Source organism: Comamonas granuli NBRC 101663, from assembly GCF_000739995.1.
GTDB classification, from domain to species: Bacteria; Pseudomonadota; Gammaproteobacteria; order Burkholderiales; family Burkholderiaceae_C; genus Simplicispira; species Simplicispira granuli.
On the sequence record NZ_BBJX01000008.1, the window covers coordinates 17,172 to 40,700 of the forward strand.

Annotated in this window: 22 protein-coding genes; 14 read left to right on the top strand and 8 right to left on the bottom strand. The window is 69.6% G+C overall.

Features of this window, described 5'->3' with window-relative positions:
- The first annotated feature begins 14 nt into the window (after positions 1-14).
- The 3 genes from CGR01S_RS09685 to coaD all read left to right on the top strand — a co-directional run bounded on the left by CGR01S_RS09685 (position 15) and on the right by coaD (position 2,678).
- Complete coding sequence (locus CGR01S_RS09685) at positions 15-1,361, top strand: M16 family metallopeptidase (RefSeq protein ID WP_042425921.1); 1,347 nt, start codon at positions 15-17, stop codon at positions 1,359-1,361.
- Entirely contained in the window at positions 1,358-2,047 is a 690-nt protein-coding gene (gene rsmD, locus CGR01S_RS09690; protein ID WP_084690627.1) for a 16S rRNA (guanine(966)-N(2))-methyltransferase RsmD, read from the top strand. Before CGR01S_RS09685 ends, rsmD begins: the two co-directional genes overlap by 4 nt.
- A 130-nt stretch (positions 2,048-2,177) precedes the next feature.
- Positions 2,178-2,678: a pantetheine-phosphate adenylyltransferase gene (coaD, locus tag CGR01S_RS09695; RefSeq protein WP_042425924.1), complete on the top strand. Its 501-nt coding sequence runs from the start codon at positions 2,178-2,180 to the stop codon at positions 2,676-2,678.
- Here the strand turns inward: coaD and CGR01S_RS09700 are convergent.
- The 3 genes from CGR01S_RS09700 to gpmA form a co-directional block, all read right to left on the bottom strand.
- Positions 2,668-3,432: a HesA/MoeB/ThiF family protein gene (locus tag CGR01S_RS09700; protein ID WP_042425927.1), complete on the bottom strand. Its 765-nt coding sequence runs from the start codon at positions 3,430-3,432 to the stop codon at positions 2,668-2,670. The genes coaD and CGR01S_RS09700 overlap by 11 nt on opposite strands.
- Positions 3,433-3,504: 72 nt before the next feature.
- Positions 3,505-4,941: a S41 family peptidase gene (locus tag CGR01S_RS09705; protein WP_042425930.1), complete on the bottom strand. Its 1,437-nt coding sequence runs from the start codon at positions 4,939-4,941 to the stop codon at positions 3,505-3,507.
- Positions 4,942-5,045: 104 nt separating this feature from the next.
- Positions 5,046-5,789: a 2,3-diphosphoglycerate-dependent phosphoglycerate mutase gene (gpmA, locus tag CGR01S_RS09710; protein ID WP_042425933.1), complete on the bottom strand. Its 744-nt coding sequence runs from the start codon at positions 5,787-5,789 to the stop codon at positions 5,046-5,048.
- Between the two features lie 71 nt (positions 5,790-5,860).
- Between gpmA and CGR01S_RS09715 the strand changes: the two genes are divergently transcribed.
- From CGR01S_RS09715 to CGR01S_RS09730, 4 genes are all read left to right on the top strand, one after another.
- Positions 5,861-6,268 carry a rhodanese-like domain-containing protein gene (locus CGR01S_RS09715; RefSeq protein ID WP_042425935.1) on the top strand — a complete coding sequence of 136 codons (408 nt, stop codon included), beginning with the start codon at positions 5,861-5,863 and terminating at the stop codon, positions 6,266-6,268.
- A gap of 24 nt (positions 6,269-6,292) precedes the next feature.
- The gene (gene grxC / locus CGR01S_RS09720; protein ID WP_042425938.1) at positions 6,293-6,553 is read left to right on the top strand and encodes a glutaredoxin 3; all 261 of its coding nucleotides are present in this window, start codon (positions 6,293-6,295) and stop codon (positions 6,551-6,553) included.
- A gap of 99 nt (positions 6,554-6,652) precedes the next feature.
- Positions 6,653-7,114, top strand: a complete 462-nt coding sequence (gene secB, locus CGR01S_RS09725) for a protein-export chaperone SecB (RefSeq protein ID WP_042425941.1) — start codon at positions 6,653-6,655, stop codon at positions 7,112-7,114.
- 45 nt (positions 7,115-7,159) lie between these two features.
- Positions 7,160-8,164 (top strand): NAD(P)H-dependent glycerol-3-phosphate dehydrogenase, encoded by a 1,005-nt coding sequence (locus CGR01S_RS09730; protein ID WP_042425944.1) that lies wholly within the window; start codon positions 7,160-7,162, stop codon positions 8,162-8,164.
- Between the two features lie 37 nt (positions 8,165-8,201).
- On the opposite strand, the gene CGR01S_RS09735 is transcribed toward CGR01S_RS09730, so the two are convergent.
- Together CGR01S_RS09735 and CGR01S_RS09740 are read right to left on the bottom strand one after the other, a co-directional pair.
- On the bottom strand, positions 8,202-8,840 hold the full coding sequence (locus tag CGR01S_RS09735; RefSeq protein WP_042425948.1) for a pseudouridine synthase: 639 nt from the start codon (positions 8,838-8,840) through the stop codon (positions 8,202-8,204).
- Positions 8,837-9,724, bottom strand: a complete 888-nt coding sequence (locus CGR01S_RS09740; RefSeq protein ID WP_084690634.1) for a peptidoglycan DD-metalloendopeptidase family protein — start codon at positions 9,722-9,724, stop codon at positions 8,837-8,839. The genes CGR01S_RS09735 and CGR01S_RS09740 overlap by 4 nt, the downstream gene beginning before the upstream one ends.
- Before the next feature lie 299 nt (positions 9,725-10,023).
- Between CGR01S_RS09740 and CGR01S_RS09745 the strand changes: the two genes are divergently transcribed.
- The gene (locus CGR01S_RS09745; protein WP_042425951.1) at positions 10,024-11,427 is read left to right on the top strand and encodes an aspartate ammonia-lyase; all 1,404 of its coding nucleotides are present in this window, start codon (positions 10,024-10,026) and stop codon (positions 11,425-11,427) included.
- Positions 11,428-11,488: 61 nt separating this feature from the next.
- Here the strand turns inward: CGR01S_RS09745 and CGR01S_RS09750 are convergent, their stop codons facing one another.
- From CGR01S_RS09750 to panB, 3 genes are read right to left on the bottom strand one after another with little or no spacing between them, the layout of a single operon-like run.
- Positions 11,489-12,100 carry a hypothetical protein gene (locus CGR01S_RS09750; protein WP_042425954.1) on the bottom strand — a complete coding sequence of 204 codons (612 nt, stop codon included), beginning with the start codon at positions 12,098-12,100 and terminating at the stop codon, positions 11,489-11,491.
- A gap of 36 nt (positions 12,101-12,136) precedes the next feature.
- Complete coding sequence (panC, locus tag CGR01S_RS09755; protein ID WP_042425958.1) at positions 12,137-12,985, bottom strand: pantoate--beta-alanine ligase; 849 nt, start codon at positions 12,983-12,985, stop codon at positions 12,137-12,139.
- Between the two features lie 10 nt (positions 12,986-12,995).
- Positions 12,996-13,889, bottom strand: coding sequence for a 3-methyl-2-oxobutanoate hydroxymethyltransferase (panB, locus tag CGR01S_RS09760; protein ID WP_042425961.1), 894 nt, complete (start codon positions 13,887-13,889; stop codon positions 12,996-12,998).
- An 88-nt stretch (positions 13,890-13,977) separates the two neighbouring features.
- Between panB and nadC the strand changes: the two genes are divergently transcribed.
- The 6 genes from nadC (at position 13,978) to CGR01S_RS09790 (ending at position 23,511) form a co-directional block, all read left to right on the top strand.
- The gene (gene nadC / locus CGR01S_RS09765) at positions 13,978-14,844 is read left to right on the top strand and encodes a carboxylating nicotinate-nucleotide diphosphorylase (RefSeq protein WP_042425964.1); all 867 of its coding nucleotides are present in this window, start codon (positions 13,978-13,980) and stop codon (positions 14,842-14,844) included.
- Complete coding sequence (gene nadA, locus CGR01S_RS09770) at positions 14,841-15,959, top strand: quinolinate synthase NadA (protein ID WP_042425967.1); 1,119 nt, start codon at positions 14,841-14,843, stop codon at positions 15,957-15,959. Before nadC ends, nadA begins: the two co-directional genes overlap by 4 nt.
- A gap of 53 nt (positions 15,960-16,012) precedes the next feature.
- Positions 16,013-17,779 carry a chorismate-binding protein gene (locus tag CGR01S_RS09775; protein WP_042425970.1) on the top strand — a complete coding sequence of 589 codons (1,767 nt, stop codon included), beginning with the start codon at positions 16,013-16,015 and terminating at the stop codon, positions 17,777-17,779.
- 86 nt (positions 17,780-17,865) lie between these two features.
- Positions 17,866-18,558, top strand: coding sequence for a sensor histidine kinase (locus CGR01S_RS09780; protein ID WP_042425972.1), 693 nt, complete (start codon positions 17,866-17,868; stop codon positions 18,556-18,558).
- Between the two features lie 21 nt (positions 18,559-18,579).
- Positions 18,580-20,190, top strand: a complete 1,611-nt coding sequence (locus CGR01S_RS09785; protein ID WP_042425974.1) for a tetratricopeptide repeat-containing response regulator — start codon at positions 18,580-18,582, stop codon at positions 20,188-20,190.
- A 171-nt stretch (positions 20,191-20,361) separates the two neighbouring features.
- A complete protein-coding gene (locus tag CGR01S_RS09790) occupies positions 20,362-23,511 on the top strand; it encodes a DUF3427 domain-containing protein (RefSeq protein ID WP_042425977.1) in 3,150 nt (1,049 codons plus the stop codon).
- Positions 23,512-23,529 lie beyond the last annotated feature (18 nt).

Consider the following 23,529-nt stretch of genomic DNA (forward strand, 5'->3'; position numbering starts at 1 on the left):
TGCGAGGCCTGTTTATGCTTGCTATTAAAAACATAGCTGTTCGCGCTTTATTGGTAAGCGCTGCAGCCCTTTTTGTTCAAAATCCTGCGTGGGCGCTGCTGCCCATACAGCACTGGCAGGAGCCCAGCGGGGCGCAGGTCTGGCTGGTGCAGAGCCCGGCCATCCCCATGGTGGACGTGCAGATCGACTTCGACGCCGGCAGCCGCCGCGACCCGTCCGAGCAGGCGGGCCTGGCGCAGGCCGTGGCCGGCATGGCCACCAAGGGCGTGCGCGCCGGGCGCGGGTTTGCGGCCCTGGACGAGAACGGCCTGGGCGAGGCCTGGGCCGACCTGGGCGCGCAGTTCGACGTGAGCGCCGGGCGCGACGCGCTGAGCTATTCGCTGCGCTCGCTCACCGAGCCCAAGCTGCTGGACCAGGCCGTGTACCTGGCTGCGCGCGTCATGGCCGAGCCCACCTTCCCGCCCGCCGTGTGGGAGCGCGAGCGCGCGCGCTGGAGCGCGGCGCTCAAGGAGGCCGACACGCGCCCGGGCGTGGTCGCCGCCAAGGCCTTTGCCGCGGGCGTGTTCGGCAGCCATCCCTACGGCCAGCAGGCGACGCCGGAGACGCTGGCGCGCATCCAGGTGCAGGACCTGCAGCGCTTTCAGGCGCGCTACCTCGACGCCTGCCGCGCGCGCGTGCACATCGTCGGGGCGGTCGAGCGCGCCCAGGCGCGCCTGCTGGTGGCGGCGCTGCTCTCGCGCCTGCCGGCGTCCAGCCCCTGCGCGGCGCTGCCCGCCGTGCCCGAGGTGGCGCCGCTGCAGGCCGCGGCCGAGCGCGCCATCCCCTTCGCCTCGGCGCAGGCGCATGTGCTCATCGGCCAGCCGGGCTTTGCGCGCAAGGACCCGGACTTCTTCGCCCTGCTCGTGGGCAACCACATCCTGGGCGGCGGCGGTTTTGTCTCGCGCCTGACCGAGGAGGTGCGCGAGAAGCGCGGCCTCTCCTACAGCGTGTACAGCGCCTTTGCGCCGGGGCTGCAGGCGGGGGCCTTCACCATCGGCCTGCAGACCCGCCCCGACCAGGCCGCGCAGGCCCTGCAGGTGGCGCGCGAGGTGCTCGAGCGCTTCGTTGCCGAGGGCCCCACCGAGGAGGAACTGCGCGCCGCCAAGGACAACCTCGTGGGCGGCTTTGCGCTGCGCGTCGACAGCAACCGCAAGCTGCTCGCCAATGTGGTGAACATCGCCACCTACGGCCTGCCGCTGGACTACCTGGACGGCTGGACCCAGCGCGTGGAGGCCCTCACCGTGGCCGAGGTGCGCGCTGCCATGGCGCGCAAGCTCCAGCCCGCGCGCATGCTCACCGTGGTGGTGGGCGCGCAGCCATGACCAGCCGCCTGAGCCCCGCCCAGGTGCAGCGCGCCCTGCGCGCCGCGCCCGGGGCGCCTGCCGGGCGGGCCGCCGCGTCCCCGCGCAACGCCTCGGGGGCGGCCCCGGCCACGAACCCGAGCGCAGCACGCGGCGCGGGCGAGGTGCGCATCATCGGCGGGCAATGGAAGCGCACGCGCCTGGCCGTGCCCGTGCTCCCCGGGCTGCGTCCCACGCCCGACCGGGTGCGCGAGACGCTGTTCAACTGGCTGGGCCAGGACCTCACGGGTTGGCGCTGCTTCGACACCTTTGCCGGCACCGGCGCCCTGGGCCTGGAGGCGGCCTCGCGCGGCGCGGCCAGCGTGCTGCTCGTGGAGCAGGACGCCGCCCTGGCCGCGCGCCTGCAGCAGCATGTGCAGCGCCTGCAGGCCCAGGCCGTGCAGGTGCGCCGCGGCGACGGCCTGGCCCAGCTGCGCCAATGCCCCGCCGCCAGCCTGGACCTGGTGTTCATCGATCCGCCCTTCGGCAGCACCCTGTTCCAGAGCGCGCTGCAGGCGGCCGCGCAGGCCCTGGCCCCGCAGGGCCGCATCTACCTGGAAGCCCCCCAGGCCTGGGATGACGCGGCGCTGGCGCCGCTGGGCCTGGCCGTGCTGCGCCACCTGCGCGCGGGCATGGTGCATGCCCACCTGCTGGCGCGTGAGACCTAGGTGCTCCAGAATTAATAGCTGCTGGCGCTTGCTGCATAAGCGCTGGATGCCATTTTGACTTGTATTGTGGCGGGGAGGCGTGCACTGCATAATCGCGCCTGACCCCCTACTTGCCGCACACTCCCTCGCCATGTCCTTGAGCCGCCTCGCCGTCTACCCCGGAACCTTCGACCCCATCACCCTGGGCCATGAGGACCTGCTGCGCCGCACGGCGCGCCTGTTCGATCGCGTGATCGTCGCCGTGGCCATGGCGCACCACAAGAAGACGCTGTTCTCGCTGGACGAGCGCATGGACATGGCGCGCGCCGCCCTGGCCGACTGCCCGCAGGTGCAGGTCCTGCCGTTCGACGGCCTGGTGACCACCTTTGCCGCAGGGCAGGGCGCCGTGGCCATGGTGCGCGGCCTGCGCTCGGGCACGGATTTCGACTACGAATTCCAGCTCGCGGGCATGAACCACGCGCTCATGCCGCAGGTGGAGACGGTGTTCCTCACGCCCGATGCGCGCTACCAGTCCATCAGCAGCACGCTGGTGCGCGAGATCGCCACGCTGGGCGGCGACGTGGCGCAGTTCGTCTCGCCCGTGGTGCACGGGCGCCTGATGGCCAAACTGGGCCGCAGCGCTACGGCGTAGGCGCCGGGGCGCCGCCGCAGACCGGGCAGGCCGGGTTGCGCGCGGTGCGCAGGCTGCTCCACTCCAGGCTGCGCCCGTCCAGCATCAGCAAGCGCCCGGCCAGCGAGCGGCCCACCCCCGCGATCAGCTTGAGGGCCTCGGTGGCCTGCAGGCTGCCGACCACGCCCACCAGGGGCGCAAACACGCCCATGGTGGAGCAGGCCACCTCCTCGAACTGCGCCTGCGGGTCGAACAGGCAGGCGTAGCAGGGACTGCCGGCCTCGCGCGGGTCGATGACGGTGACCTGCGCGTCAAAGCGGATCACGGCGCCCGCCACCAGCGGCACGCCCTGGCGCACGCAGGCCGCGTTCACGGCCTGGCGCGTGGCGTAGTTGTCGCTGCAGTCGAGCACCACGGTGGCGCCTTGCACCAGTTGCTCCAGGCGCGCGGCGTCCACGCGCTCCTGCAGCGCCTGCACCTGCACTTCGGGGTTGATGGCCTGCACCGCCTGGGCGGCGGACAGCACCTTGGCCTGGCCGACGCGCGCCGTGGTGTGGGCGATCTGGCGCTGCAGGTTGGTCAGGTCCACGGTGTCGTGGTCCACCAGCGTGATGCGCCCCACGCCGGCCGAGCCCAGGAACAGCGCCGCCGGCGAGCCCAGCCCGCCGGCGCCGATGACCACGGCATGCGCGGCCAGGATGCGCTCCTGGCCTTCGATGCCCACCTCGTCGAGCAGGATGTGGCGGGAATAGCGCAGGAGCTGGTCGTCGGTCATGGGGCGATGCAGAAAAAAAGGGGCCGGTGCGTGACCGGCCCCGGTGGGCGGTGTGGGATGGTGAGCAGCTTCTTACTGCTCTTTCTTCTCTTCCTTGCGCTCGGTCTGGGTCTTGCTCACCAGCACGGGCTTGCCGCGCAACTGGTTGAGCGCCTGGGCGAGCTGGAAGTCCTTGTCGGTGCCGAATTCGGGCAGCTTGCGCTCGGTCACGGGCTTCTTGGCCTCTTCCTCGAGGCGCTTGCGGGCTTCCTCGCGGGCCTTTTCGCGCTCGGGGTCGGGCTTTTCCTCGCTCTGGCCGTTACCCAGGTGCTTCTCCAGGTCGGCCTCGCGCATGCGCAGGGCGGCAAAGGGGCTGCCCTCGGCGGTTTCGTCCACCATCACGTCGGGCACGATGCCGCGCGCCTGGATGGACTTGCCGCTGGGCGTGTAGTAGCGCGCCGTGGTGAGCTTGATGCCGGTGTCCGGGCCCAGGGGGCGCACCGTCTGCACCGAGCCCTTGCCGAAGGTCTGGCTGCCCATGATGGTGGCGCGCTTGTGGTCCTGCAGGGCGCCGGCGACGATTTCGCTGGCCGAGGCCGAGCCCTCGTTGACCAGCACCACCAGCGGCACGGTCTTGAGGGCCGCGGGCAGGCGCTTGAGCGGGTCGCCGCTGCCGCGGCGGGCGTAGAAGTCGGGCGAAGCCTTGAAGGTGGCCTTGCTCTCGGCCAACTGGCCGTTGGTGGAGACCACGGTCACGTCGGGCGGCAGGAAGGCTGCCGAGATGGCCACGGCCGCGTCGAGCAGGCCGCCGGGGTCATTGCGCAGGTCCAGCACCAGGCCCTTGAGCTTGGGGTCCTGCTTGTAGAGCTCCTCGACCTTGCGCACGAAGTCGTCCACCGTGCGCTCCTGGAACTGCGACAGGCGCACCCAGCCGTAGCCGGGCTCGACCATGCGGGCCTTGACCGACTGGGTCTTGATTTCCTCGCGCGTGATGGTCACGGGAAAGCTGCGGTTCTCGTCGCGCCGCAGGATGGTGAGCGTGACCTTGGTGTCGGGCTCGCCGCGCATGCGCTTGACGGCCTCGTTGAGCGACAGGCCCTTGACGGCGGTCTCGTCGATCTTGGTGATGAGGTCGTTGGTCTTGAGCCCGGCGCGGAAGGCGGGCGAGCCCTCGATGGGCGAGACGACCTTGATCAGACCGTCTTCCTGCGTGATCTCTATGCCCACGCCGACGAACTTGCCCGAGGTGCCCTCGCGGAATTCGGCGAAGGACTTCTTGTCGAAATACTGCGAGTGCGGGTCCAGGCTGGCGACCATGCCCGAGATGGCGTCGGTGATGAGCTTCTTGTCGTCCACCGGCTCGACGTAGTCCGTCTTGACGAGCCCGAACACGGCGGCGAGCTGCTGGATCTCCTCCAGCGGCAGGGGGGCCATGGCGCCGCGTGCCATGGTCTGGAGCGAGACCGTGGTGAGCGCGCCGGCGAGCGCGCCCACGGAAATCCAGCCCGCGATTTTCAGTTTCTGGCCCATACGAATACCTTTAGCCGACTCAATATACACCTTGGAAGGGCCCAGGCCGCGTGGGTTCCCGCGGGCCTGCTCACATTCTGGCAGGGTTTGCGGCGCCGCGCGGGTCAGGCCTTGCCCTGGGAGGCCACGGCGGCCGCAGCCCGGGCGGCGGCTTCGGCGTCGCCCAGGTAGTAATGGCGCAGGGGCTTGAGCTGGTCATCCAGCTCGTAGACCAGCGGAATGCCGTTGGGGATGTTCAGGCCCACGATGTCGCCGTCGGAGATGCCGTCGAGGTACTTGACCAGCGCGCGGATGGAGTTGCCGTGCGCTGCCACCAGCACGCGCTGGCCCGAGCGGATGGCCGGCGCCATGGTGTCGTTCCAGAAGGGCAGCACGCGCGCCACCGTGTCCTTGAGGCACTCGGTCAGCGGCACCTGGGCCGGCTCCAGGGCGGCGTAGCGGCGGTCGCCGCGCTCGCAGCGCGGGTCCTGGGGTTCGAGGGCGGGCGGGGGGGTGTCGTAGCTGCGGCGCCAGACGAGCACCTGTTCATCGCCGAATTTCTGCGCGGTTTCGGCCTTGTTCAGGCCCTGCAGGGCGCCGTAGTGGCGTTCGTTCAGGCGCCAGCTCTTTTGCACGGGCAGCCAGGTGCGGTCCATCTCGTCCAGGCAGTACCACAGCGTGTGGATGGCGCGCTTCAAGACGCTGGTGAAGCACAGGTCGAACTCGTAGCCCTCGGCCTTGAGCAGCTTGCCCGCCGACATGGCCTGCGATACCCCCGTGGGCGTGAGGTCCACGTCGGTCCAGCCGGTGAAGCGGTTCTCCAGGTTCCAGGTGGATTCGCCGTGGCGGATCAGAACGAGTTTGTGCATGGTCTCCCCAGGAATGGCAGGTCAAAACCCATCATTCTAAAATCGGCCTGTTTGTCACACCAAGGAATGTCGTGAATTTCATCGTCGAGAACTGGTATCTGTTTCTCCTGGCCCTCGTGTCGGGGGGCGGGCTCTTGCTGCCCATGCTCAAGTCGGGAGCCAATGGCCTGTCGCCCGCGGCCGCGGTGCTGCTCGTCAACCGCGAGAAGGCCGTGCTCATCGACGTCTGCGGCCCCGACGAATACGCCGAGCGCCATGTGGGCGGCGCCAAGAACGTGCCGGTGAACGACATCGAGGCGCGCCTGCCCGCCGTGGTGAAGAACAAGTCCGTGCCCGTGGTCATGGTGTGCGCCAGCGGTGCGCGCGCCACGCGCGCGGCCATCATGGCGCGCCGCATGGGCTACCAGAACGTGCAGGTGCTCGCCGGCGGCACCAAGGCCTGGCAGGAAGCCGGCCTGCCCATCGACAAAAAGGCCTGAGGCCACCCCACCAGGAGCGATTCCATGCAAGCCGTCCGCATGTACACCACCGCCGTCTGCCCCTACTGCGTGCGCGCCAAGCAACTGCTCAAGGCGCGGGGCGTGGAGCAGATCGAGGAGATCCGCATCGACACCCAGCCCGCCGAGCGCGCGCGCATGATGGAACTCACCGGCCGGCGCACCGTGCCGCAGATCTTCATCGGCAGCACCCACGTCGGCGGCTGCGACGACCTGATGGCGCTGGATGCGCGCGGCGAGCTGGCCGCGCTGCTCGGCGCTGCATAATCCCCCTCTTCGCACCCGCCGCGGGAGGGGTTCTCCCGGGGCGGGTCTTTTTGTGTGGCCTGGCACGGTGCCGGGCGCGGTTTGAGCTGAAAGATTTCCATGGCCGATCAAGACAACGCCACCCCCGTGTTCCAGATCCAGCGCGTCTACCTCAAGGACATGTCGCTGGAGCAGCCCAACTCCCCCGCCATCCTGCTGGAGCAGGCGCAGCCCAGCGTGGACATCCAGCTCGGCGTGGAAGCCAACCCCGTGGCCGAGGGCATTTTCGAGATCTGCGTCACGGCCACCGTGCAGACCAAGATCGAGGACAAGACCGTGTTCCTCGTCGAGGCCAAGCAGGCCGGCATCTTTGAAATCCGCAACGTGCCCGAGGAGCAGATGGGCTCGGTGATCGGCGTGGCCTGCCCGCAGATCATTTACCCCTACCTGCGCGGCAACGTCGCCGACGTGATCAACCGCGCCGGCTTCCCGCCCGTGCACCTGGCCGAAATCAACTTCCAGGCCATGTACGCACAGCAGCAGGCGCAGGTCGACTCGGCCGCATCGCAACTGCCGCAATAACACGGTTTGAGGCCTTTGGCGCTTGCGTGGCAAGCGCCTGATGCTATGAAAATAGTAGTCCTTGGGGCCGGCGCCTGGGGCACGGCCCTGGCGCTGAGCGCGGCCAGCCATCCGCAGGGCCATGCCGTCACCCTGTGGGCGCGCGACGCCGCCCAGGTGGCCGCCATGCAGGCCACGCGCTGCAATGCGCGCTACCTGCCCGGCGTGGTCCTGCCCGAGCGCCTGGCGCTGGCAGCGGGCAGCGTCCCGGCGGCGGCCGAAGGCGCCGATCTGCTGGTCGTGGCCACGCCCATGGCGGCGCTGCGCGGCATGCTGCAGTCCCTGCAGGCGAGCGCCGTGCCCGTGGCCTGGCTGTGCAAGGGCTTCGAGGCCGTGGCGCCGGGCAGCCAGGGCCTGGGCCTGCTGGCGCACGAGGTGTGCGCCCAGGTGGCGCCGCGCCTGCAGGCCGGCGTGCTCAGCGGCCCGAGCTTCGCCCAGGAGGTCGCGCTGGCGCGGCCCACGGCGCTGGTGGCCGCGAGCGAGCATGCCGCCGTGCGCAACGCGCTGGTGCGCGCCTTCCACGGACCCAGCCTGCGCGTGTACGCCAACGACGACATCGTGGGCGTGGAGGTGGGCGGCGCCGTGAAGAACGTGCTGGCCATTGCCACCGGCCTGTGCGACGGCCTGCAGCTGGGCATGAATGCGCGCGCCGCGCTCATCACGCGCGGGCTGGCCGAGATCACGCGCCTGGGCCTGGCGCTGGGCGCGCGCATGGACACCTTCATGGGCCTGTCGGGCCTGGGGGACCTGGTGCTCACGGCCACGGGCGATCTCTCGCGCAACCGGCGCGTGGGCCTGCTGCTGGCCCAGGGCCAGACGCTGGCGCAGGCCGTGGACTCGCTGGGCCACGTGGCCGAGGGCGTGTACAGCGCGCGCACCGTGCTGCAGCGCGCGCGCCACCTGGGGGTGGACATGCCCATCAGCGAAGCCGTGGTGGCCCTGCTCGACGGCCGCCTGCGCCCGGCCGAGGCGGTGGCCGCGCTGATGGAACGCGAGCCCAAGGGCGAATAGCCCGCCCGCGGCGCAGCGCGCCTGCGGGGGCTTCGGCTCAAAGGAGGGGGGCGTCCTGCCACTGCCCCGGCGCCAGGCCCTCGATGCTCCAGGGGCCGATGGCCGCGCGCACCAGGCGCAGCGTGGGCAGGCCCACGGCCGCCGTCATGCGCCGCACCTGGCGGTTGCGGCCTTCACGGATGGCGATTTCGAGCCAGCAGTCCGGCACGCTCTGGCGCACGCGGATGGGCGGATCGCGCGGCCACAGCGCGGGCGGCGGCTCCAGGCGCCGCACGCGGGCGGGCAGGGTGGGGCCGTCGTTGAGCAGCACGCCGCGGCGCAGCGATTCGAGCTGCGCGTCGCTGGCCAGGCCTTCGACCTGCACCCAGTAGGTCTTCTCCATCTTGTGGCGCGGGTCGCTGATGCGCGCCTGCAGCCGCCCGTCGTTGGTGAGCAGCAGCAGGCCCTCGCTGTCGGCGTCCAGCCGCCCGGCCACGTACACGCCGGGCAGGTCGATGTAGTCCTTGAGCCCGCGCCAGCGCCCCTCGGGCGTGAACTGGCTCAGCACGCCATAGGGCTTGCAAAAGCGCAGCAGCCGGGGTGGCGCGCTGCGCGCCGGGGCCGGGGCCGGGGCCGGGCGCGCCGCGGCCGGCGGGCGCTTGCCCGCCGGCAGGGCCAGGGTCTTGCGCGGCGTCATGCGGGCAGGAACAGCGCCGGATCGACCATGGCGCGGTTGAGCATCACGCCCCAGTGCAGATGGGGGCCGGTCACGCGGCCCGTGGCGCCCACGCGGCCCAGGCGCTGGCCGCGCTCCAGGGCCTCGCCCACCTGGCAGTCCACGGCGCTCAGGTGGCAGTACAGGCTCAGCAGGCCGCCGCCGTGGTCCAGCCACACCGTGCCGCCGTTGAAGAAGTAGTCGCCCACGTCGATCACCCGGCCCGGCAGGGGCGCGGCGACGGGCGTGCCCGTGGGGGCGGCGATGTCCATGCCGCTGTGCGGGTTGCGCGCCTGGCCGTTGAACACACGGCGCAGGCCGAAGCTGCTCGAGCGCGGCCCGGGCACGGGTGCGCGCATGCGCAGGTCCTGCGGCAGCGGCGTGGAGAAGGTGGCCATGACCTCCTGCTGGTGGGCGTGCTCGCGCTCGAAGCGCGCCAGGTCCTCGGGGCTGAGGTCCACCGTGCGCGGCGCCACGGTCAGGCGCTGCTCGCGGTACTGTTTGCGGCCCACGCGGTAGGCGAGGCGGCGCGCCGCTGCGCCGGCCGCGGCCTGCACGCTCACATGGGCCTCGCCCACGGGCGCCGAGAGCGCGATGCCGACCACGGCCGTCCAGCCGGACGCGCTGCCCAGCACCAGCACGGGGACGCCGTCGGCGTGCACCACGGGGCGCTCGGGCGCGGGGCCCAGGTCCAGCCGGGCGACGCCGCCGGGCACGGGCAGCGCTTGCGGCCAGGGGCCGTCCTCCCGGGCGTGCAGCGCGGCGCCGGGGCACAGCGCGGCGAGCGCGGCCGCTTGCAGCCAGCGGCGCCGGGGCCAGGGCAGCTCAGGGCGGCAGACAGAGGGGAGGGCGCTGGAGGGGGGCATCGCGGCATGCATGGGCCTGGCAGTGTAGGGCCTGGCGCAGCCGGGGTTATGCACAAAACGGAATGGCCTATGCGCAACATGGTTCTTGCGCCATAATCCGCCCCCGAATGCCCTGCGTGGCGATATGGCAAGCATCCCTGCCGTGTTCGCGACCAGGGCGTTGCCACATCCGGCCCGACCCCGCCGTCCACGAGGCGGCGCATCCTGTCCGCCCGCTCCCTGCTCCAGGCCCCGCGCTGCGCGCGGGGCGCAGGGCGGGGCGCCCTCCCCCTATTCGTCTGCAAGAAAGCCCATTGGCCATGCGTCAAGAACACGATTTCATCGGCATCAAAACCATCCCTCCCGACGCCTACTGGGGCGTGCATACCGCCCGCGCCGTCGAAAACTTCCCCATCACCGGCCAGACCGTGGCCCAGATGCCCGCGTTGATCCGGGCCTTTGCCTTCGTCAAGAAGGCCGCCGCCCACGCCAATCTGCAGCTGGGCGTGATCAACGACACCCAAGCCCGCGCCATTTCCCAGGCCTGTGACGACCTGGTTGCCGGACAGTTGCACGACCAGTTCGTCGTCGACGTGATCCAGGGCGGCGCCGGCACCTCCACGAACATGAATGCCAATGAGGTGATCGCCAACCGTGCCCTGGAGCACCTGGGATTGCCCAAGGGCCGCTACGACGTGATCCACCCGAACGACCACGTCAACGCCTCGCAAAGCACCAACGACGCCTACCCCACGGCGGTGAAGATCGCCACGTATTTCGGCATCCAGACCCTGCTGCAGGCGCTGGCCGCGCTGCGCGGCGCCTTCGAGGCCAAGGCGCAGGAGTTCGCCCCCATCCTGAAGATCGGCCGCACCCAGTTGCAGGACGCCGTGCCCATGACCCTGGGCCAGGAGTTCGCCGCCTTCGCCGCCATGATCGCCGACGACGAGAAGCGCCTGCGCGAGTCCGCGCACCTGATGTGCGAGATCAACATGGGCGGCACGGCCATAGGCACGGGCATCAACGCGCCCGTGGGCTATGTGGACGTGGTCACGCCGCGGCTGGCCGAGCTCTCGGGCGTGCCGGTGCAGGCGGCGGGCAACCTGATCGCCGCCACGTCGGACACCGGCGCCTTTGCCGACATCTCCGGCGTGCTCAAGCGCATCGCCGTCAAGCTCTCCAAGATCAGCAACGACCTGCGCCTGCTGTCCTCGGGTCCGCAGGCCGGGGTGGGCGACATCAAGCTGCCGGCGCGCCAGGCGGGCTCGTCCATCATGCCGGGCAAGGTCAACCCGGTGATCCCCGAGGTGATGAACCAGGTGTGCTTCGAGGTCATCGGCAACGACACCGCCATCACCATGGCGGCCGAGGGCGGGCAGTTGCAGCTCAACGCCTTCGAGCCGCTCATCGCCTGGGCCCTGCACAAGAGCCTGCACCACCTGGCGCACGCCTGCCACACGCTGCAGGTGCACTGCGTGGAGGGCATCGTCGCCAACCAGGACCTGCTGACCGCGCGCATCGCCGCCTCGGTGACGCTGGTGACCGCGCTCAACCCGCTGATCGGCTACGAGAAGGCCGCGGCCATCGCCAAGGCGGCCATTGCCTCGGGCCGGCCCATCGCCGAAGTGGCCGAGGACCTGGGCATCATGGGCCAGGCAGAAATGCAGAAACTCCTGGTGGCCGAACGCCTCACGCAGGCGGGGGCGATCACCGCGGAGCGCTGATGCGCTACTGAAATGAGAGCTTCCAGCGCTTGAAGGACGGGAGCTGGAAGCCTTTTTTACTTCAAGATGCGGCCGGCAGCAGGGCCTGGTAGGCGCTGCGCGTGGCGGGGTCCACGGCGGCCAGCACGTCGGCGTAGGCCGTCTGGTGGCGGGCCAGCATGCGCGCCGACGCCACGGTGCGCGACTTGCAGTACCAGTGGCAGGTGTGCTGCATCAGGAACAGCTCGGCCATCAGCGTGTAGGCCTTGTCGCGCGCCGAGCGGCCGGCGGCGTTGCGCACGGCGCGCTCGATGCCCTCGGCGTGCACGCGCAGCATGCGCCGCAGGTCGAAGCTGGCGCTGGGCCACCACTGGTCGGCAAAGGGCAGGGCCAGGGGCAGGGTGCTCACGCGCGTGAGGGCGGCGTCCACATGCGCCATGTCGTTGGTGAACTGGCCGAACTGCTCGTTCAGTTGCAGCTCGGTGGTGCGCAGCAGCTCCCAGATCTGCTGGCGCCGCTCGGGCGTGCTCTCGCCCAGGGCGCGCATATAGCCCTCGATCAGGTTCTCCAGCAGCTTTTCGATCTGGTACTGCGCCAGGTGGCTGGCCAGCAGCGCGACGCGCTGGCGCTGCTGGCGCCCGTTGAGCGCCAGTACCCCCAGGGCCAGGAGCAGGGCGAGGAAGAAGATGTCCATGGCGTGGGGGGGTGGGCGGGGGCGGCGGGGCGCGCCTCAGATTTCCAGGTTGTCGATGAGGCGCGTGCGGCCCAGGCGCGCCGCGCCCAGCACCACCAGCGCGTCGCCCGCCTGGGGCGGCTGCAGGTCGGCGCGGCGGCGCACCGTCAGGTAGTCGGGCTGCCAGCCGCGCGCGGCCAGGGCCTGCAGCGCGCGCTCCTCCAGCGCCGCGCGCTGCGCGGGCAGGGCGTGGGCCGCGGCCAGGGCGTCGCGGCCCAGGGCGCGCAGGGCGAGCGCGAGCTGCACCGCCTCGGCGCGCTCGGCCTCGCTCAGGTAGCCGTTGCGCGAGCTCAGCGCCAGGCCGTCTGCGGCGCGCTGCGTGGGGCCGGCCACCACGGTGACGGGCAGCGCGAACTGCTGCACCATGCGGCGCAGCACCATGAGCTGCTGGTAGTCCTTCTGGCCGAACAGCGCCGTGCCCTGGGCCTTGCCCGCGAAGACGGCGGCAAACAGCTTCATCACCACCGTGCACACGCCGGTGAAGAAGCCAGGGCGGAACTGCCCCTCCAGGATGTCGCCCAGCAGCGGGTCGGGCTGGATCTTGAAGGTCTGCGGCTCGGGGTAGAGGTCCTGCTCGCTGGGGGCGAACAGCAGGTCGCAGCCGGCGGCGCGCAGCTTGTCGGCGTCCATCTGCAGGGTGCGCGGGTAGCTGTCGAAGTCCTCGTGCGGCAGAAACTGCAGGCGGTTGACGAAGATGCTGGCCACCAGCCGGTCGCCCAGGGGCTTGGCCTGGCGCACCAGGGCGAGGTGCCCGTCGTGCAGGTTGCCCATGGTGGGCACGAAGGCGGGGCTGCGGCTGTCCGCCAGGGCGGCGCGCAGGTCGGCAATGGTGTGGACGATGTGCATGATGCAGGGTTTACCAAGCGTGCAGCGCATTGTCGGGGAAACGCCCGGCCTTGACGGCCTGCACGTAGGCCTCCATGGCGCCGCGCACGCTGCCGGCGTCCTGCATGAAGTTGTGCACGAACTTCGGGTTCTTGCCCAGGTTGATGCCCAGCATGTCGTGCAGCACCAGCACCTGGCCCGCCGTGCCGTTGCCTGCGCCTATGCCGATGGTGTGGCAGTGCGCCAGCTCCGTGGTGAGCCCGGCGGCCAGTTGCGCGGGCACCATCTCCAGCACCAGCATGGAGGCGCCGGCATCCTGCAGCTCGTGCGCATGGCGGCGCAGGGTTTGCGCGGCCTGCTCGGTCTTGCCCTGCACGCGGTAGCCGCCCAGGGCGTGCACGGTCTGCGGCGTCAGGCCCAGGTGGGCGCACACGGGGATGCCGCGCTCGACGAGGAACTGCACCGTGGGCGCCGTCCAGCCGCCGCCTTCGAGCTTGACCATGTGCGCGCCCGCCTGCATGAGCGCGCAGGCGCTGCGCAGGGCCTGCTCGCGCGACTCGTGGTAGGTGCCGTAGGGCATGTCGCCGATCACCCAGGCCGTGCCCTGCACGCGGCGCAGGCCGCGCGTCACGCTCTCGGTGTGGTAGACCATGGTCTCCAGCGACACGCCCACGGTGCTGTGCAGGCCCTGGCAGACCATGCCCAGCGAGTCGCCCACGAGCAGGCATTCGACGCCCGCGGCGTCGGCCACGGCGGCGAACGTGGCGTCGTAGGCCGTGAGCATGGTGATTTTCTCGCCCGCCTCGCGCATCTGCTGCAGGCGCGGCAGGCTCACGGGGCGGCGCTGGGGCAGGGGCGAGGCCGGCGGCAGCGTGCCGTAGGGGGTGCCGGGGTTGGCAGAGGCGGGCGTGGAGGCGTCGGTCATGGTGGCGTCTTCGCAAAGTCCAGGGGAGCCGGGAGTCTACAAAACCCTGGCGCCGGTATGCGACCGCCAGCGGCTATGCTTGCGGCCCATGAGCTCCTTTTCCGATTTTTCTCCCGAATCCCTGCACGCCCAGGTCCTGCTCGACGTGGCCCGCGCCCTGCAGGAGGACGTGGGCGGCGGCGACCTCACCGCGGCCCTGGTGCCGCCCGCGCGCCGCGCCCGCGCCCGCGTGCTGGCGCGCGAGGCTGCCGTGATCTGCGGCGCCCCCTGGGTGGATGCGGCGCTGCGCGCCATGGACCCTGGCGTACGCATCACCTGGCACGTGGCCGAGGGCCAGCGCTGCGCCCCGGACCAGGTGGTGCTGCAGGCCGAGGGCGAGGCCCGCGCCCTGCTGAGCGCCGAGCGCACGGCGCTCAACTTCCTGCAACTGCTCTCGGCCGTGGCGACCAAGACGGCGACCTACGTGCAGGCCGTGCAGGGCACGCGCGCGCGCATCGTGGACACGCGCAAGACCATTCCCGGCCTGCGCCTGGCGCAGAAATACGCCGTGCGCACCGGCGGCGGCACCAACCACCGCATCGGCCTGCACGACGCCGTGCTCATCAAGGAAAACCACATCGCCGCCGCGGGCGGCGTGACCGCCGTGCTGCGCGCGGCGCAGCAGGTGGCGGCGCGCGCGCAGTTCATCGAGATCGAGGTCGAGACCCTGGCGCAGCTGCAGGAGGCGCTGGACGCCGGCGCGCGCATGGTGCTGCTCGACAACATGCCCCTGCCCATGCTGCACGAGGCCGTGCGCCTCAACGCCGGCCGCGCCATCCTCGAAATCTCCGGCGGCGTGACGCTCGAGAGCGTGCGCGCCCTGGCCGACACCGGCGTGGACCGCATCTCCATCGGCGCGCTGACCAAGGACGTGAAGGCGACCGATTTTTCGATGCGCCTGCAGGAGTTGCCATGACCACCACGATCACCCTGAAAGAAGTCGATTACGAGCAGCCCGAGGGCGGCGCGGTCTGTTCCACCAAGTACGCCTGGGCGCGCGTGCCGGCCGAGCTCTCGCAGGCCGAGCGTGCGCAGTTCAAGGACCAGATCCGGCGCCTGCTCAAGGAGAAGAACGCCGTCATGGTCTCGCACTACTACGTGCACCCCGACCTGCAGGACCTGGCTGAGGAGACCGGCGGCATCGTGAGCGACTCGCTGGAGATGGCGCGCTTCGGCCGCGACCACCCGGCGCAGACGCTGGTCGTCTCCGGCGTGCGCTTCATGGGCGAGACGGCCAAGATCCTCTCGCCCGACAAGACCGTGCTCATGCCCGACCTGGACGCCACCTGTTCGCTGGACCTGGGCTGCCCCATCACCGAGTTCAGCGCCTTTTGCGACCAGCACCCCGACCGCACCGTGGTGGTGTACGCCAACACCAGCGCCGCCGTGAAGGCGCGCGCCGACTGGCTGGTCACCTCGAGCTGTGCGCTCGACATCGTGCGCGCGCTCAAGGAGCAGGGCCACAAGATCCTCTGGGCCCCCGACCGCCACCTGGGCGACTACATCCGCCGCGAGACCGGCGCCGACATGGTGTTCTGGAACGGCGCCTGCATCGTGCACGACGAGTTCAAGGCGCTGGAGCTGGAGATGCTCAAGAAGGAACACCCGCACGCCAAGGTGCTGGTGCACCCCGAGAGCCCGGCCGAGGTCATCGCCCTGGCCGACGCCGTGGGCTCGACCTCCGGCATCCTCAAGGCCGCGCAGGAGATGGATGCGCCGGAGTTCATCGTCGCCACCGACAAGGGCATGATGCACAAGCTGCGCCAGCTCAACCCCGGCAAGGTCTTCTTCGAGGCCCCGACCGCGGGCAACAGCGCCACATGCAAGAGCTGCGCGCACTGCCCCTGGATGGCCATGAACGGCCTGGCCGGCGTGGCGCAGGTGCTGCAGACGGGCGCCAATGCCGTCGAGGTCGATCCCGCGCTGATCCCGCGCGCGCGCCTGCCCATCGACCGCATGCTGGCGTTCACCGCGGCGCTGCGCAGCGGCCAGCCGGTGGCCGGGCTGGTGCCGCACATCGGCGCGGCCTGATGCTGCGCTTTTGATAGCTGCTTGCGCTTGCTGGATAAGCGTTAGGGGGTTGTTTGGCTCTTGACTCCCGCATCGACTTCGCCGACCCGCACGACCCGGCCGGGGAGCGCCTGCGCTGGGCCTTCGGGCCGCCGCAGGCCGTGCTCGCTGCCCACACCCTGGACGAGGTGCGCCCCGTGCTCGACGCCGCCGAGGCGGCGGCGCGCGCCGGCGCCTGGGTGCTGGGCTGGCTCGGCTACGAGGCGGCGCCGGCGTTCGACGCGGCCTTCGCGGTGCACGCCAGCGCCCCCGGCCAGCCCCTGGCCTGGTTCGGCGTGCACGCTGCGCCGCAGCCCTGGCCCGCGGCCGCGGAGCCCGGCAGCGCCCAGGTGCACTGGCAGGGCGGGCACGACCGCGCGGCCTTCGACGCCGCGCTGGCGCGCATCCAGCAGGCCATTGGCGCGGGCGAGCTGTACCAGGTCAACTACACCGCGCCGCTGCGCGGCGAATTACAGGGCAGCGCGGGGGCGCTGTTTGCCGCGCTGCAGCGCGCCCAGCCCGGCGGCTACGCGGCGCACATCGCCGCGGGCGCGATCCAGGTGCTTTCGGTCTCGCCCGAGCTGTTCTTCGACTGGCAGGCCGGTGCCGACGGGCGCGGCCCCATCCTCACGCGCCCCATGAAGGGCACGGCCGCGCGCGGCGCCACGCCCGCCGACGATGCACAGCAGGCCGCGCGCCTGCGCGCCTCGCCCAAGGAGCGCGCCGAGAACGTCATGATCGTGGACCTGCTGCGCAACGACCTCTCGCGCATCGCCGAGCCGCACAGCGTGCGCGTGCCCGCCCTGTGCCAGACGGCGCCGCTGCCCACCGTGTGGCAGATGACCTCGGACGTGGCGGCCACCACGCGCGCGGGCACGCGCCTGCAGGACGTGTTTGCCGCGCTGTTTCCCTGCGGCTCGGTCACGGGCGCGCCCAAGGTGCAGGCCATGCGCGCCATTGCCGCGCTGGAGGGCGGCCCGCGCGGCGTGTACTGCGGGGCCCTGGGCCTGCTGCGGCCGCAGGCGGGCGGCGGCCTGCGCGCCACTTTCAACGTGCCCATCCGCACCGTCGAGCTGCAGGGCAGCGCGGTGCGCTGCGGCATCGGCAGCGGCATCGTCTGGGGGGCCGAGCCCGATGCCGAATGGCGCGAATGGGCCGCCAAGCGCGCCTTTGTCGAGCGCGCCAGCGAGCCTTTCGACCTGCTGGAGACGCTGCGCCTGCAGGACGGGCAGTGGCGCCACCTGCCGGAGCACCTCGAGCGCATGCGGCAGGCGGCGGCGCATTTCGGCTACCCCTGGGAGGACGCCGCCCTGCACCAGTGCCTGCAGGCGCTGGCGGCCCGGCACGCGCACGGCGCCTGGCGCGTGCGCCTGCGGCTCGACGCCCGCGGTACGCCGCACGCCGAGGCCTTTGCCCTGGCCCCCACGCCCGAACCCGTGCTGCTGCGCCTGGCCGAGCGCCCGCTGGCCCAGGCGCATGGCGAGTTCGTGCGCCACAAGACCACGCGCCGCGCGCACTACGCGGCCTTTGCTCCCCAGGAGCCCGGCGTGTTCGACACCGTGCTCTGGAACGAGGAGGGCGAGCTCACCGAGGGCACCTTCGGCAACATCGCCCTGCTGCTCGACGGCCGCTGGGTCACGCCGGCGCTCGCCTGCGGCCTGCTGCCCGGCGTGGGGCGCGCCGTGGCGCTGCGCGAAGGGCGGGTGCAGGAGGCCGTGGTGCGCCTGGACGACCTGCCGCGCGTGCAGGGCTGGGCCTTCATCAACAGCCTGCGCGGCTGGCTGGCCGCGCGGCTGGCGTGAGTTCCCCTGCACCATGTCAAGCGCCGGCAGGCGCGGCCATGGCAGGATAGCGGCCGGGAGTATTGGTTTGCACACAGGGGGAGCCCATGGCACAAGATGAGATCAGCTTCACGGACTTGATTGCCTCGTCCATCCACGACATGAAGAATTCGCTGAACGTGCAGATCAGCGAGCTGGAGAAGATTTCCGAGCAATGCCGCAAGGATGGTGACCTGCAGGCCTACGAGAACCTGGGCGGCGTGATCTACCAGGCCAACCGCATGAACTCCAACCTGGTGCAGCTGCTGAGCCTGTACAAGCTGGACAAGTCCATCTACCCCGTGGACATCGCCGAATGCGACATCGCCGAGCTGATCGGCGACGTGCTGCTGCAGAACCGCTCGGTGATGGAGTTCAAGAACCTCACCGTGACCATGGATTGCAGCGCCGACTGCCTCTGGTACGTGGACCGCGACCTGCTGGCCGGCGTGCTGCTCAACGCCCTGAACAACGCCTACCAGTACACGCGGGACCGCATCCGGGTGGCGACGCGCATCCAGGCGGGCTGGCTGGAACTGCGCATCGAGGACAACGGCCAGGGTTACCCGGCCTACATGCTGCGCGATGAGGCCGCGGCCGCCGACAAGAGCGTGAACTTCCTGACCGGCAGCACCGGCCTGGGTTTCTATTTTTCTTCGCAGGTGGCGCGCATGCACCGCAATGGCGATCGCCAGGGCATGCTGCTCATCGAGAACGGCGGCGCCTACGGCGGGGGCTGCTTCGTGGTCCGGCTGCCTTGATCATCGAAAGGATTTCCCCCCATGTCTGCATCGCTTACCCAGGCCCGCATCCTGGTCGTCGACGATTTTCAGGGCATGCGCACCATCCTGCGCGACATCGTGCGCTCCATGGGCGTGGCGCGCGTGGACACCGCGGCCAACGGCAAGGAGGCCTTGCAGATGATGCGCGGCACGCGCTACGACGTGGTGATCTGCGACTACAACCTGGGCCCCGGCCTGAACGGCCAGCAGGTGCTGGAGGAAGCGCGCCAGCATGACTACATCGGCGTCTCGACGATCTGGATCATCGTGACCGCGGAGAAGACGGCAGAGATGGTCATGGGCGCGGCCGAAGTGCGCCCCGATGAGTACCTGCTCAAGCCCATCAACCAGAGCATTCTGGAGAGCCGGCTGGAGCGGCTGATCGTCAAGAAGCAGGCTCTGCGCGGCATCGAGGAGGCGATCCGGGCCAAGGATTACGTCTCGGCGATAGCGCGCTGCGACCAGTTGCTGCGCACCGAGGCCACCAAGCCGCAGGAGATCCTGCGCATCAAGAGCGACCTGCAGCTCAAGGTGGGCGATTACGACGGCGCCCGGGCGCTGTTCGAGTCGGTGCTGGCGGCGCGCAGCGTGCCCTGGGCGCGGACCGGCCTGGGCAAGGTGCATTTCTACCAGGGGGAACTGGAGGCAGCGCGCGACACCTTCCAGCAGGTGCTCGACGAGAACCGCATGTTCATCGAGGCGTCCGACTGGCTGGCCAGGACGCTCGACGCCATGGGCGAGCGGGTGCAGGCCCAGCAGGTGCTCGCCAGCGCGGTCAAGCTCTCGCCCAACTCCGCCAGCCGGCAGAAGACCCTGGGCGAGACCGCCTACCGCAATGGCGCACTGGACGTGGCGCAGGCGGCGTTCGAGAAAACCATCAAGATCAGCGAACACTCCTCCAACAAGAACCCGGGCGCCTATGTGGCGCTGGCCAAGGTGCTGTCGGACAACAACACGCCCGACGAGGCCCTCAAGCTGCTGGCGCGGACCCAGGAGGTGTTCAAGGACAGCACCGACATCGCCATCCAGACGGCCGCGGCCCAGAGCGCGATCTACCACCAGACCGGGCGGCACGAAGAGTCCCGCGCCGCGATGGCGCAGGCCGAGGCGCTGATGGGCCAGGCGGGCAAGATCGCTCCCGAGACCGCCATGGAGCTGGCCCAGGGCATGCTGGCTGTGGGGCGCAAGGACCAGGCATTCGACCTCATGCGCGATCTCGTGAAAAGCCACCATGAGGACCAGCGGCTTTCGGAGCAGGTCCAGGGCCTGTTCGAGAAGGCCCAGATGGGGGCCGAGGGCCGCTCGCTCATCGCCCAGTCGCGCGAGGAGGTCGTCAACATCAACAACCAGGGGGTGATGCTGGCCAAGCAGGGCAACTTTGCCGAAGGCGCACGCCTGCTGCGCACGGCCTTGCAGAACCTGCCCCGCAGCGAGGTGGTGATGCTGAACCTGTGCGGCCTGCTCATCGGCCAGATGCGCGCGGAAGGGCGCAGCGATGCCTTGACCACCGAGGTGATGGGACTGCTCGAACGCGTGCGCGAACTCAACCCGGACAACGAGAAGTACCGCCAGTACATGGCCATCCTCCACCCGCAGGGTGGCCGCCCGTAGGCCGAGACCACCATGGCAATCTTCCAGGGACGGGTCTTTCTGCTGCTCGGCACGGTGTTGACGGCCTGTGCCCTGGGCCCGCTGCGGGGCATGGGCACGCCGCTGCCGTTGCGCTGAAAGAATGCGCGCCGTCGTGACAGCCGAGGGTATTTCAGCCATGGGGATCGATCAATGACAACGCTGCCCGATGGTCTTTACGACCGCCTGGTCAACAGTGCGCTGGAGCGCGCGCTGCAAGAACTTCCGGATGGGAGGCAGGCGCAGTTGGAAAAGCTCGGCCGTGCGGAGCAGCGCCGTCGGCTGGTGTGGGAGGTCGCCCGTTTATTGCCGGAGATACTGGACGCCGCAACCGACCCAGAAGACGAGGCAAGTGGACGCGAGCTGGCGTTGATCAATGAACTGTTGGCGGGCTTGCGCCAGGAGAGTGCCGAGGATGCGCGGCTTGTTGCGCCCTTGCGCGCGCTGCGTGCGATCCACCCCAACGGCGCCCCACCCAGCTATCCGCCCACCGGCCTGAGCGCGCCCTGGCTCTTTACCGCCGGCCGGGTCGATCCATCGCTGTATGCAGAGCTGCGTGCTGAGCTTTCGAGCGCGGACCGCATCGATGTACTGGTGAGCTTCATCACCTGGAGCGGTCTGCGCAAGATCATTGATGTCCTCGAATCCATTACGGCACCGGACGGCAGCGGCCGGCCGGGTGTGCGGTTGCGTTTCATCACGACCACCTACACCGGTGCCACGGAGTCCGCTGCGGTCGAAAAGCTCGCGCGCCTTCCCGGTGTGGAGGTGAAAATTTCCCTGGATGGCCAGCGCTCGCGGTTGCATGCCAAAGCGTGGATGTTCCACCGCCAGACGGGCTTTGGCTCGGCCTTGGTGGGAAGTGCAAATCTCTCGGCCGCTGCCCTGCTCAACGGCATCGAGTGGACGGTAAAGTTCACCCAGGCCGGGCAGGCCGATCTGTTTGCCGCAGCCACGGCGCACTTCGAGACCTTGTGGAACGACGCCGAGTTTCAGCGCTTTGATCCAGAAAACGAGGAGCACCGCCAACGCCTGAGGGTCGCACTGGGTGAGGCGCGGCACCCGGAGCGCGGCGCCAACGTGGTGGCGTTGCCCACCTGGTTTGACTTGCGCCCGCGCGCCTTTCAAGAAGCCATGCTGGAGCGCCTTGCCAGCGAACGCCGCCATGGCCGCGGCCGCAATTTGCTGGTCGCAGCCACTGGAACTGGAAAGACGGTGGTCGCTGCATTCGACTATCTGCGCCAGGTGCAGTCTCAGGGCACGCCGCCTCGTCTGCTGTTTGTCGCCCACCGCGTTGAAATCCTGCGCCAAGCCATGGCCACATTCCGCCAGATTCTGCGCCGCCCGGATTTTGGCGAGCTGCTTGCCGATGGCTGCGAGCCCCTGAGTTTTCAGCACCTATTTGCCAGCATTGCCAGCGTGGATTCGCGCAAGCTGATCGAGGTCCATGGAGCAGATTTCTGGCATACGGTCATCATCGACGAGTGTCATCACCTCCCGGCGGCATCGTTTCGCCGATTTGCCGAGGGCATTCGACCCAATGTGCTGCTAGGGCTCACGGCCACGCCCGAGCGCGCTGATGGCGCTCGGGTGACAGATTTTTTTGATGCACGCCCGGACGGCAGCCCCGCCGTGGAATTGCGTCTGTGGGATGCGCTGGACCAGCAACTTCTCGCACCCTTCGAGTACTACGCCAGCGCCGATGAGACGAATCTGGAACAGGTGCGCTGGGGCCAGCCGCAGCAGGAACGCGAAGACCTGGGCAAGCTGTTGGGCGCAGACCACGCTCGGGCGCGGCGGATCATCCATGCGCTCGAACACTATGCAGATCGACGCAGTGCGGTGCGCGCCATCGCTTTTTGCGTGGACATCGATCACGCCAATTTCATGGCCGCACGGTTTTCGGAGACGGGTTGGCCGGCGATGGCCGTGACCAGCCAGACCAGCCGCGAGGAGCGGTTGGCTGCGCCGGCTCGTCTGGCGTCCGGTGGGCTGCAGGTTTTGTGTACCTGCGACCTCTACAACGAAGGGGTCGATATTCCTGACGCCAATACCCTGCTGTTTCTGCGTCCTACCCAAAGCCCGGTGGTATTTGCCCAGCAACTTGGGCGCGGTTTGCGCCTGGCACCAGGCAAGGAAAGCTGCCTGGTGCTGGATTTCGTGGGGCGCATCCAGGAGGGTTTCCGCTTCGATCGCCTCTACCAAGCCATGACGGGGCTCACACGCAAGCAGTTCCAGCAGGAGATGGAGCAGGGGTTTGCCAGTCTGCCGCCAGGCTGCCATATCCAGTTTGATCGCGTTGCCCGTGAGCGCGTGCTCGATGCCCTGCGTGCTGTTGCCAACCAGAGCTGGCGTCACCTGACCGGCGAGCTGGCGGCCTTTGCCCAGGGCCGGCCACGCAACGCGATTCGCCTGACCGATTTCCTGACGGAGCAGTGTCTTGAAGCCACGGACCTCTACAGCAGCACCCGTTCCAGTTCGGGTTGGACGACGCTCAAACGCGCCGCTGGCCTGGAGGTGCGAGAGGCGGGGCCAGACGAGCCGTATCTGGGAAAGCGTTTGAGCGCCTTGCTGGACGTCAATGACGGCGAGCGCGTGGAGCTGTTGCGGCGGATTGCCATGCGGGACCCTCTGCTGTGGGGATGCACTGACCTGCGCACCCTGCGTCAGCTTCAAATGCTGGCGTATCAGCTTTATGGACAACGAAGCGACATCATGGATGGCGATGGTTTCCAGGCGCGCCTGGATGCTTCGCCGTTGATGCGTGAGGAGCTGGGCGAGCTTGCCGAATGGATCGACCTGCGTGCAGACCTGGAGCTGCAGCCGCTGCCCGGTGTGCCGCCAGACTGGCCTTTGTTGCTGCACGGGACCTACAGCCGCACAGAAATCCTGAGTGCCACAGGGTTCTGGCACTCGCAAGCGCGTCCACCGATGTTCGAGGGCTTGCTGAACTTCAAAGTGCTGAAGTTACAACTGTTGTTCGTGACCTTGGACAAGAAAGAGGGGTTTCACGAACGCATCGCGTATCACGACTACGCTATCAGCCCCGAACTCTTTCACTGGCAAAGCCAGAACAACGCGGGGCCGGACACAGCATCGGGGCGCATTTACACGCAAAGCGCCACCAATGGTTGGCGCTTCCAGTTGTTCGTCAGGGAGACACCAGACCATCCGTTTGTCGCGCTGGGGCCGGTCACGCTGGACGGCGCGCCGACGGGCGCCAAGCCCATGTCGATGGTCTGGAAGCTGGAGCGCCCCATCCCTGTTGCGATGTTCCGCCGCTTTTCGGTGCTGCGCGGCTGAAACGGGGGCTGGGACCTC

What these genes read in the sequence shown, in the direction of transcription:
- CGR01S_RS09685 (WP_042425921.1), top strand. Translation starts at nt 15, where the DNA reads ATGCTTGCTATTAAAAACATAGCTGTTCGCGCTTTATTGGTAAGCGCT.
- rsmD (WP_084690627.1), top strand. Translation starts at nt 1,358, where the DNA reads ATGACCAGCCGCCTGAGCCCCGCCCAGGTGCAGCGCGCCCTGCGCGCC.
- coaD (WP_042425924.1), top strand. Translation starts at nt 2,178, where the DNA reads ATGTCCTTGAGCCGCCTCGCCGTCTACCCCGGAACCTTCGACCCCATC.
- CGR01S_RS09700 (WP_042425927.1), bottom strand. Translation starts at nt 3,432, where the DNA reads ATGACCGACGACCAGCTCCTGCGCTATTCCCGCCACATCCTGCTCGAC.
- CGR01S_RS09705 (WP_042425930.1), bottom strand. Translation starts at nt 4,941, where the DNA reads ATGGGCCAGAAACTGAAAATCGCGGGCTGGATTTCCGTGGGCGCGCTC.
- gpmA (WP_042425933.1), bottom strand. Translation starts at nt 5,789, where the DNA reads ATGCACAAACTCGTTCTGATCCGCCACGGCGAATCCACCTGGAACCTG.
- grxC (WP_042425938.1), top strand. Translation starts at nt 6,293, where the DNA reads ATGCAAGCCGTCCGCATGTACACCACCGCCGTCTGCCCCTACTGCGTG.
- secB (WP_042425941.1), top strand. Translation starts at nt 6,653, where the DNA reads ATGGCCGATCAAGACAACGCCACCCCCGTGTTCCAGATCCAGCGCGTC.
- CGR01S_RS09730 (WP_042425944.1), top strand. Translation starts at nt 7,160, where the DNA reads ATGAAAATAGTAGTCCTTGGGGCCGGCGCCTGGGGCACGGCCCTGGCG.
- CGR01S_RS09735 (WP_042425948.1), bottom strand. Translation starts at nt 8,840, where the DNA reads ATGACGCCGCGCAAGACCCTGGCCCTGCCGGCGGGCAAGCGCCCGCCG.
- CGR01S_RS09740 (WP_084690634.1), bottom strand. Translation starts at nt 9,724, where the DNA reads ATGCCCCCCTCCAGCGCCCTCCCCTCTGTCTGCCGCCCTGAGCTGCCC.
- CGR01S_RS09745 (WP_042425951.1), top strand. Translation starts at nt 10,024, where the DNA reads ATGCGTCAAGAACACGATTTCATCGGCATCAAAACCATCCCTCCCGAC.
- CGR01S_RS09750 (WP_042425954.1), bottom strand. Translation starts at nt 12,100, where the DNA reads ATGGACATCTTCTTCCTCGCCCTGCTCCTGGCCCTGGGGGTACTGGCG.
- panC (WP_042425958.1), bottom strand. Translation starts at nt 12,985, where the DNA reads ATGCACATCGTCCACACCATTGCCGACCTGCGCGCCGCCCTGGCGGAC.
- panB (WP_042425961.1), bottom strand. Translation starts at nt 13,889, where the DNA reads ATGACCGACGCCTCCACGCCCGCCTCTGCCAACCCCGGCACCCCCTAC.
- nadC (WP_042425964.1), top strand. Translation starts at nt 13,978, where the DNA reads ATGAGCTCCTTTTCCGATTTTTCTCCCGAATCCCTGCACGCCCAGGTC.
- nadA (WP_042425967.1), top strand. Translation starts at nt 14,841, where the DNA reads ATGACCACCACGATCACCCTGAAAGAAGTCGATTACGAGCAGCCCGAG.
- CGR01S_RS09780 (WP_042425972.1), top strand. Translation starts at nt 17,866, where the DNA reads ATGGCACAAGATGAGATCAGCTTCACGGACTTGATTGCCTCGTCCATC.
- CGR01S_RS09785 (WP_042425974.1), top strand. Translation starts at nt 18,580, where the DNA reads ATGTCTGCATCGCTTACCCAGGCCCGCATCCTGGTCGTCGACGATTTT.
- CGR01S_RS09790 (WP_042425977.1), top strand. Translation starts at nt 20,362, where the DNA reads ATGACAACGCTGCCCGATGGTCTTTACGACCGCCTGGTCAACAGTGCG.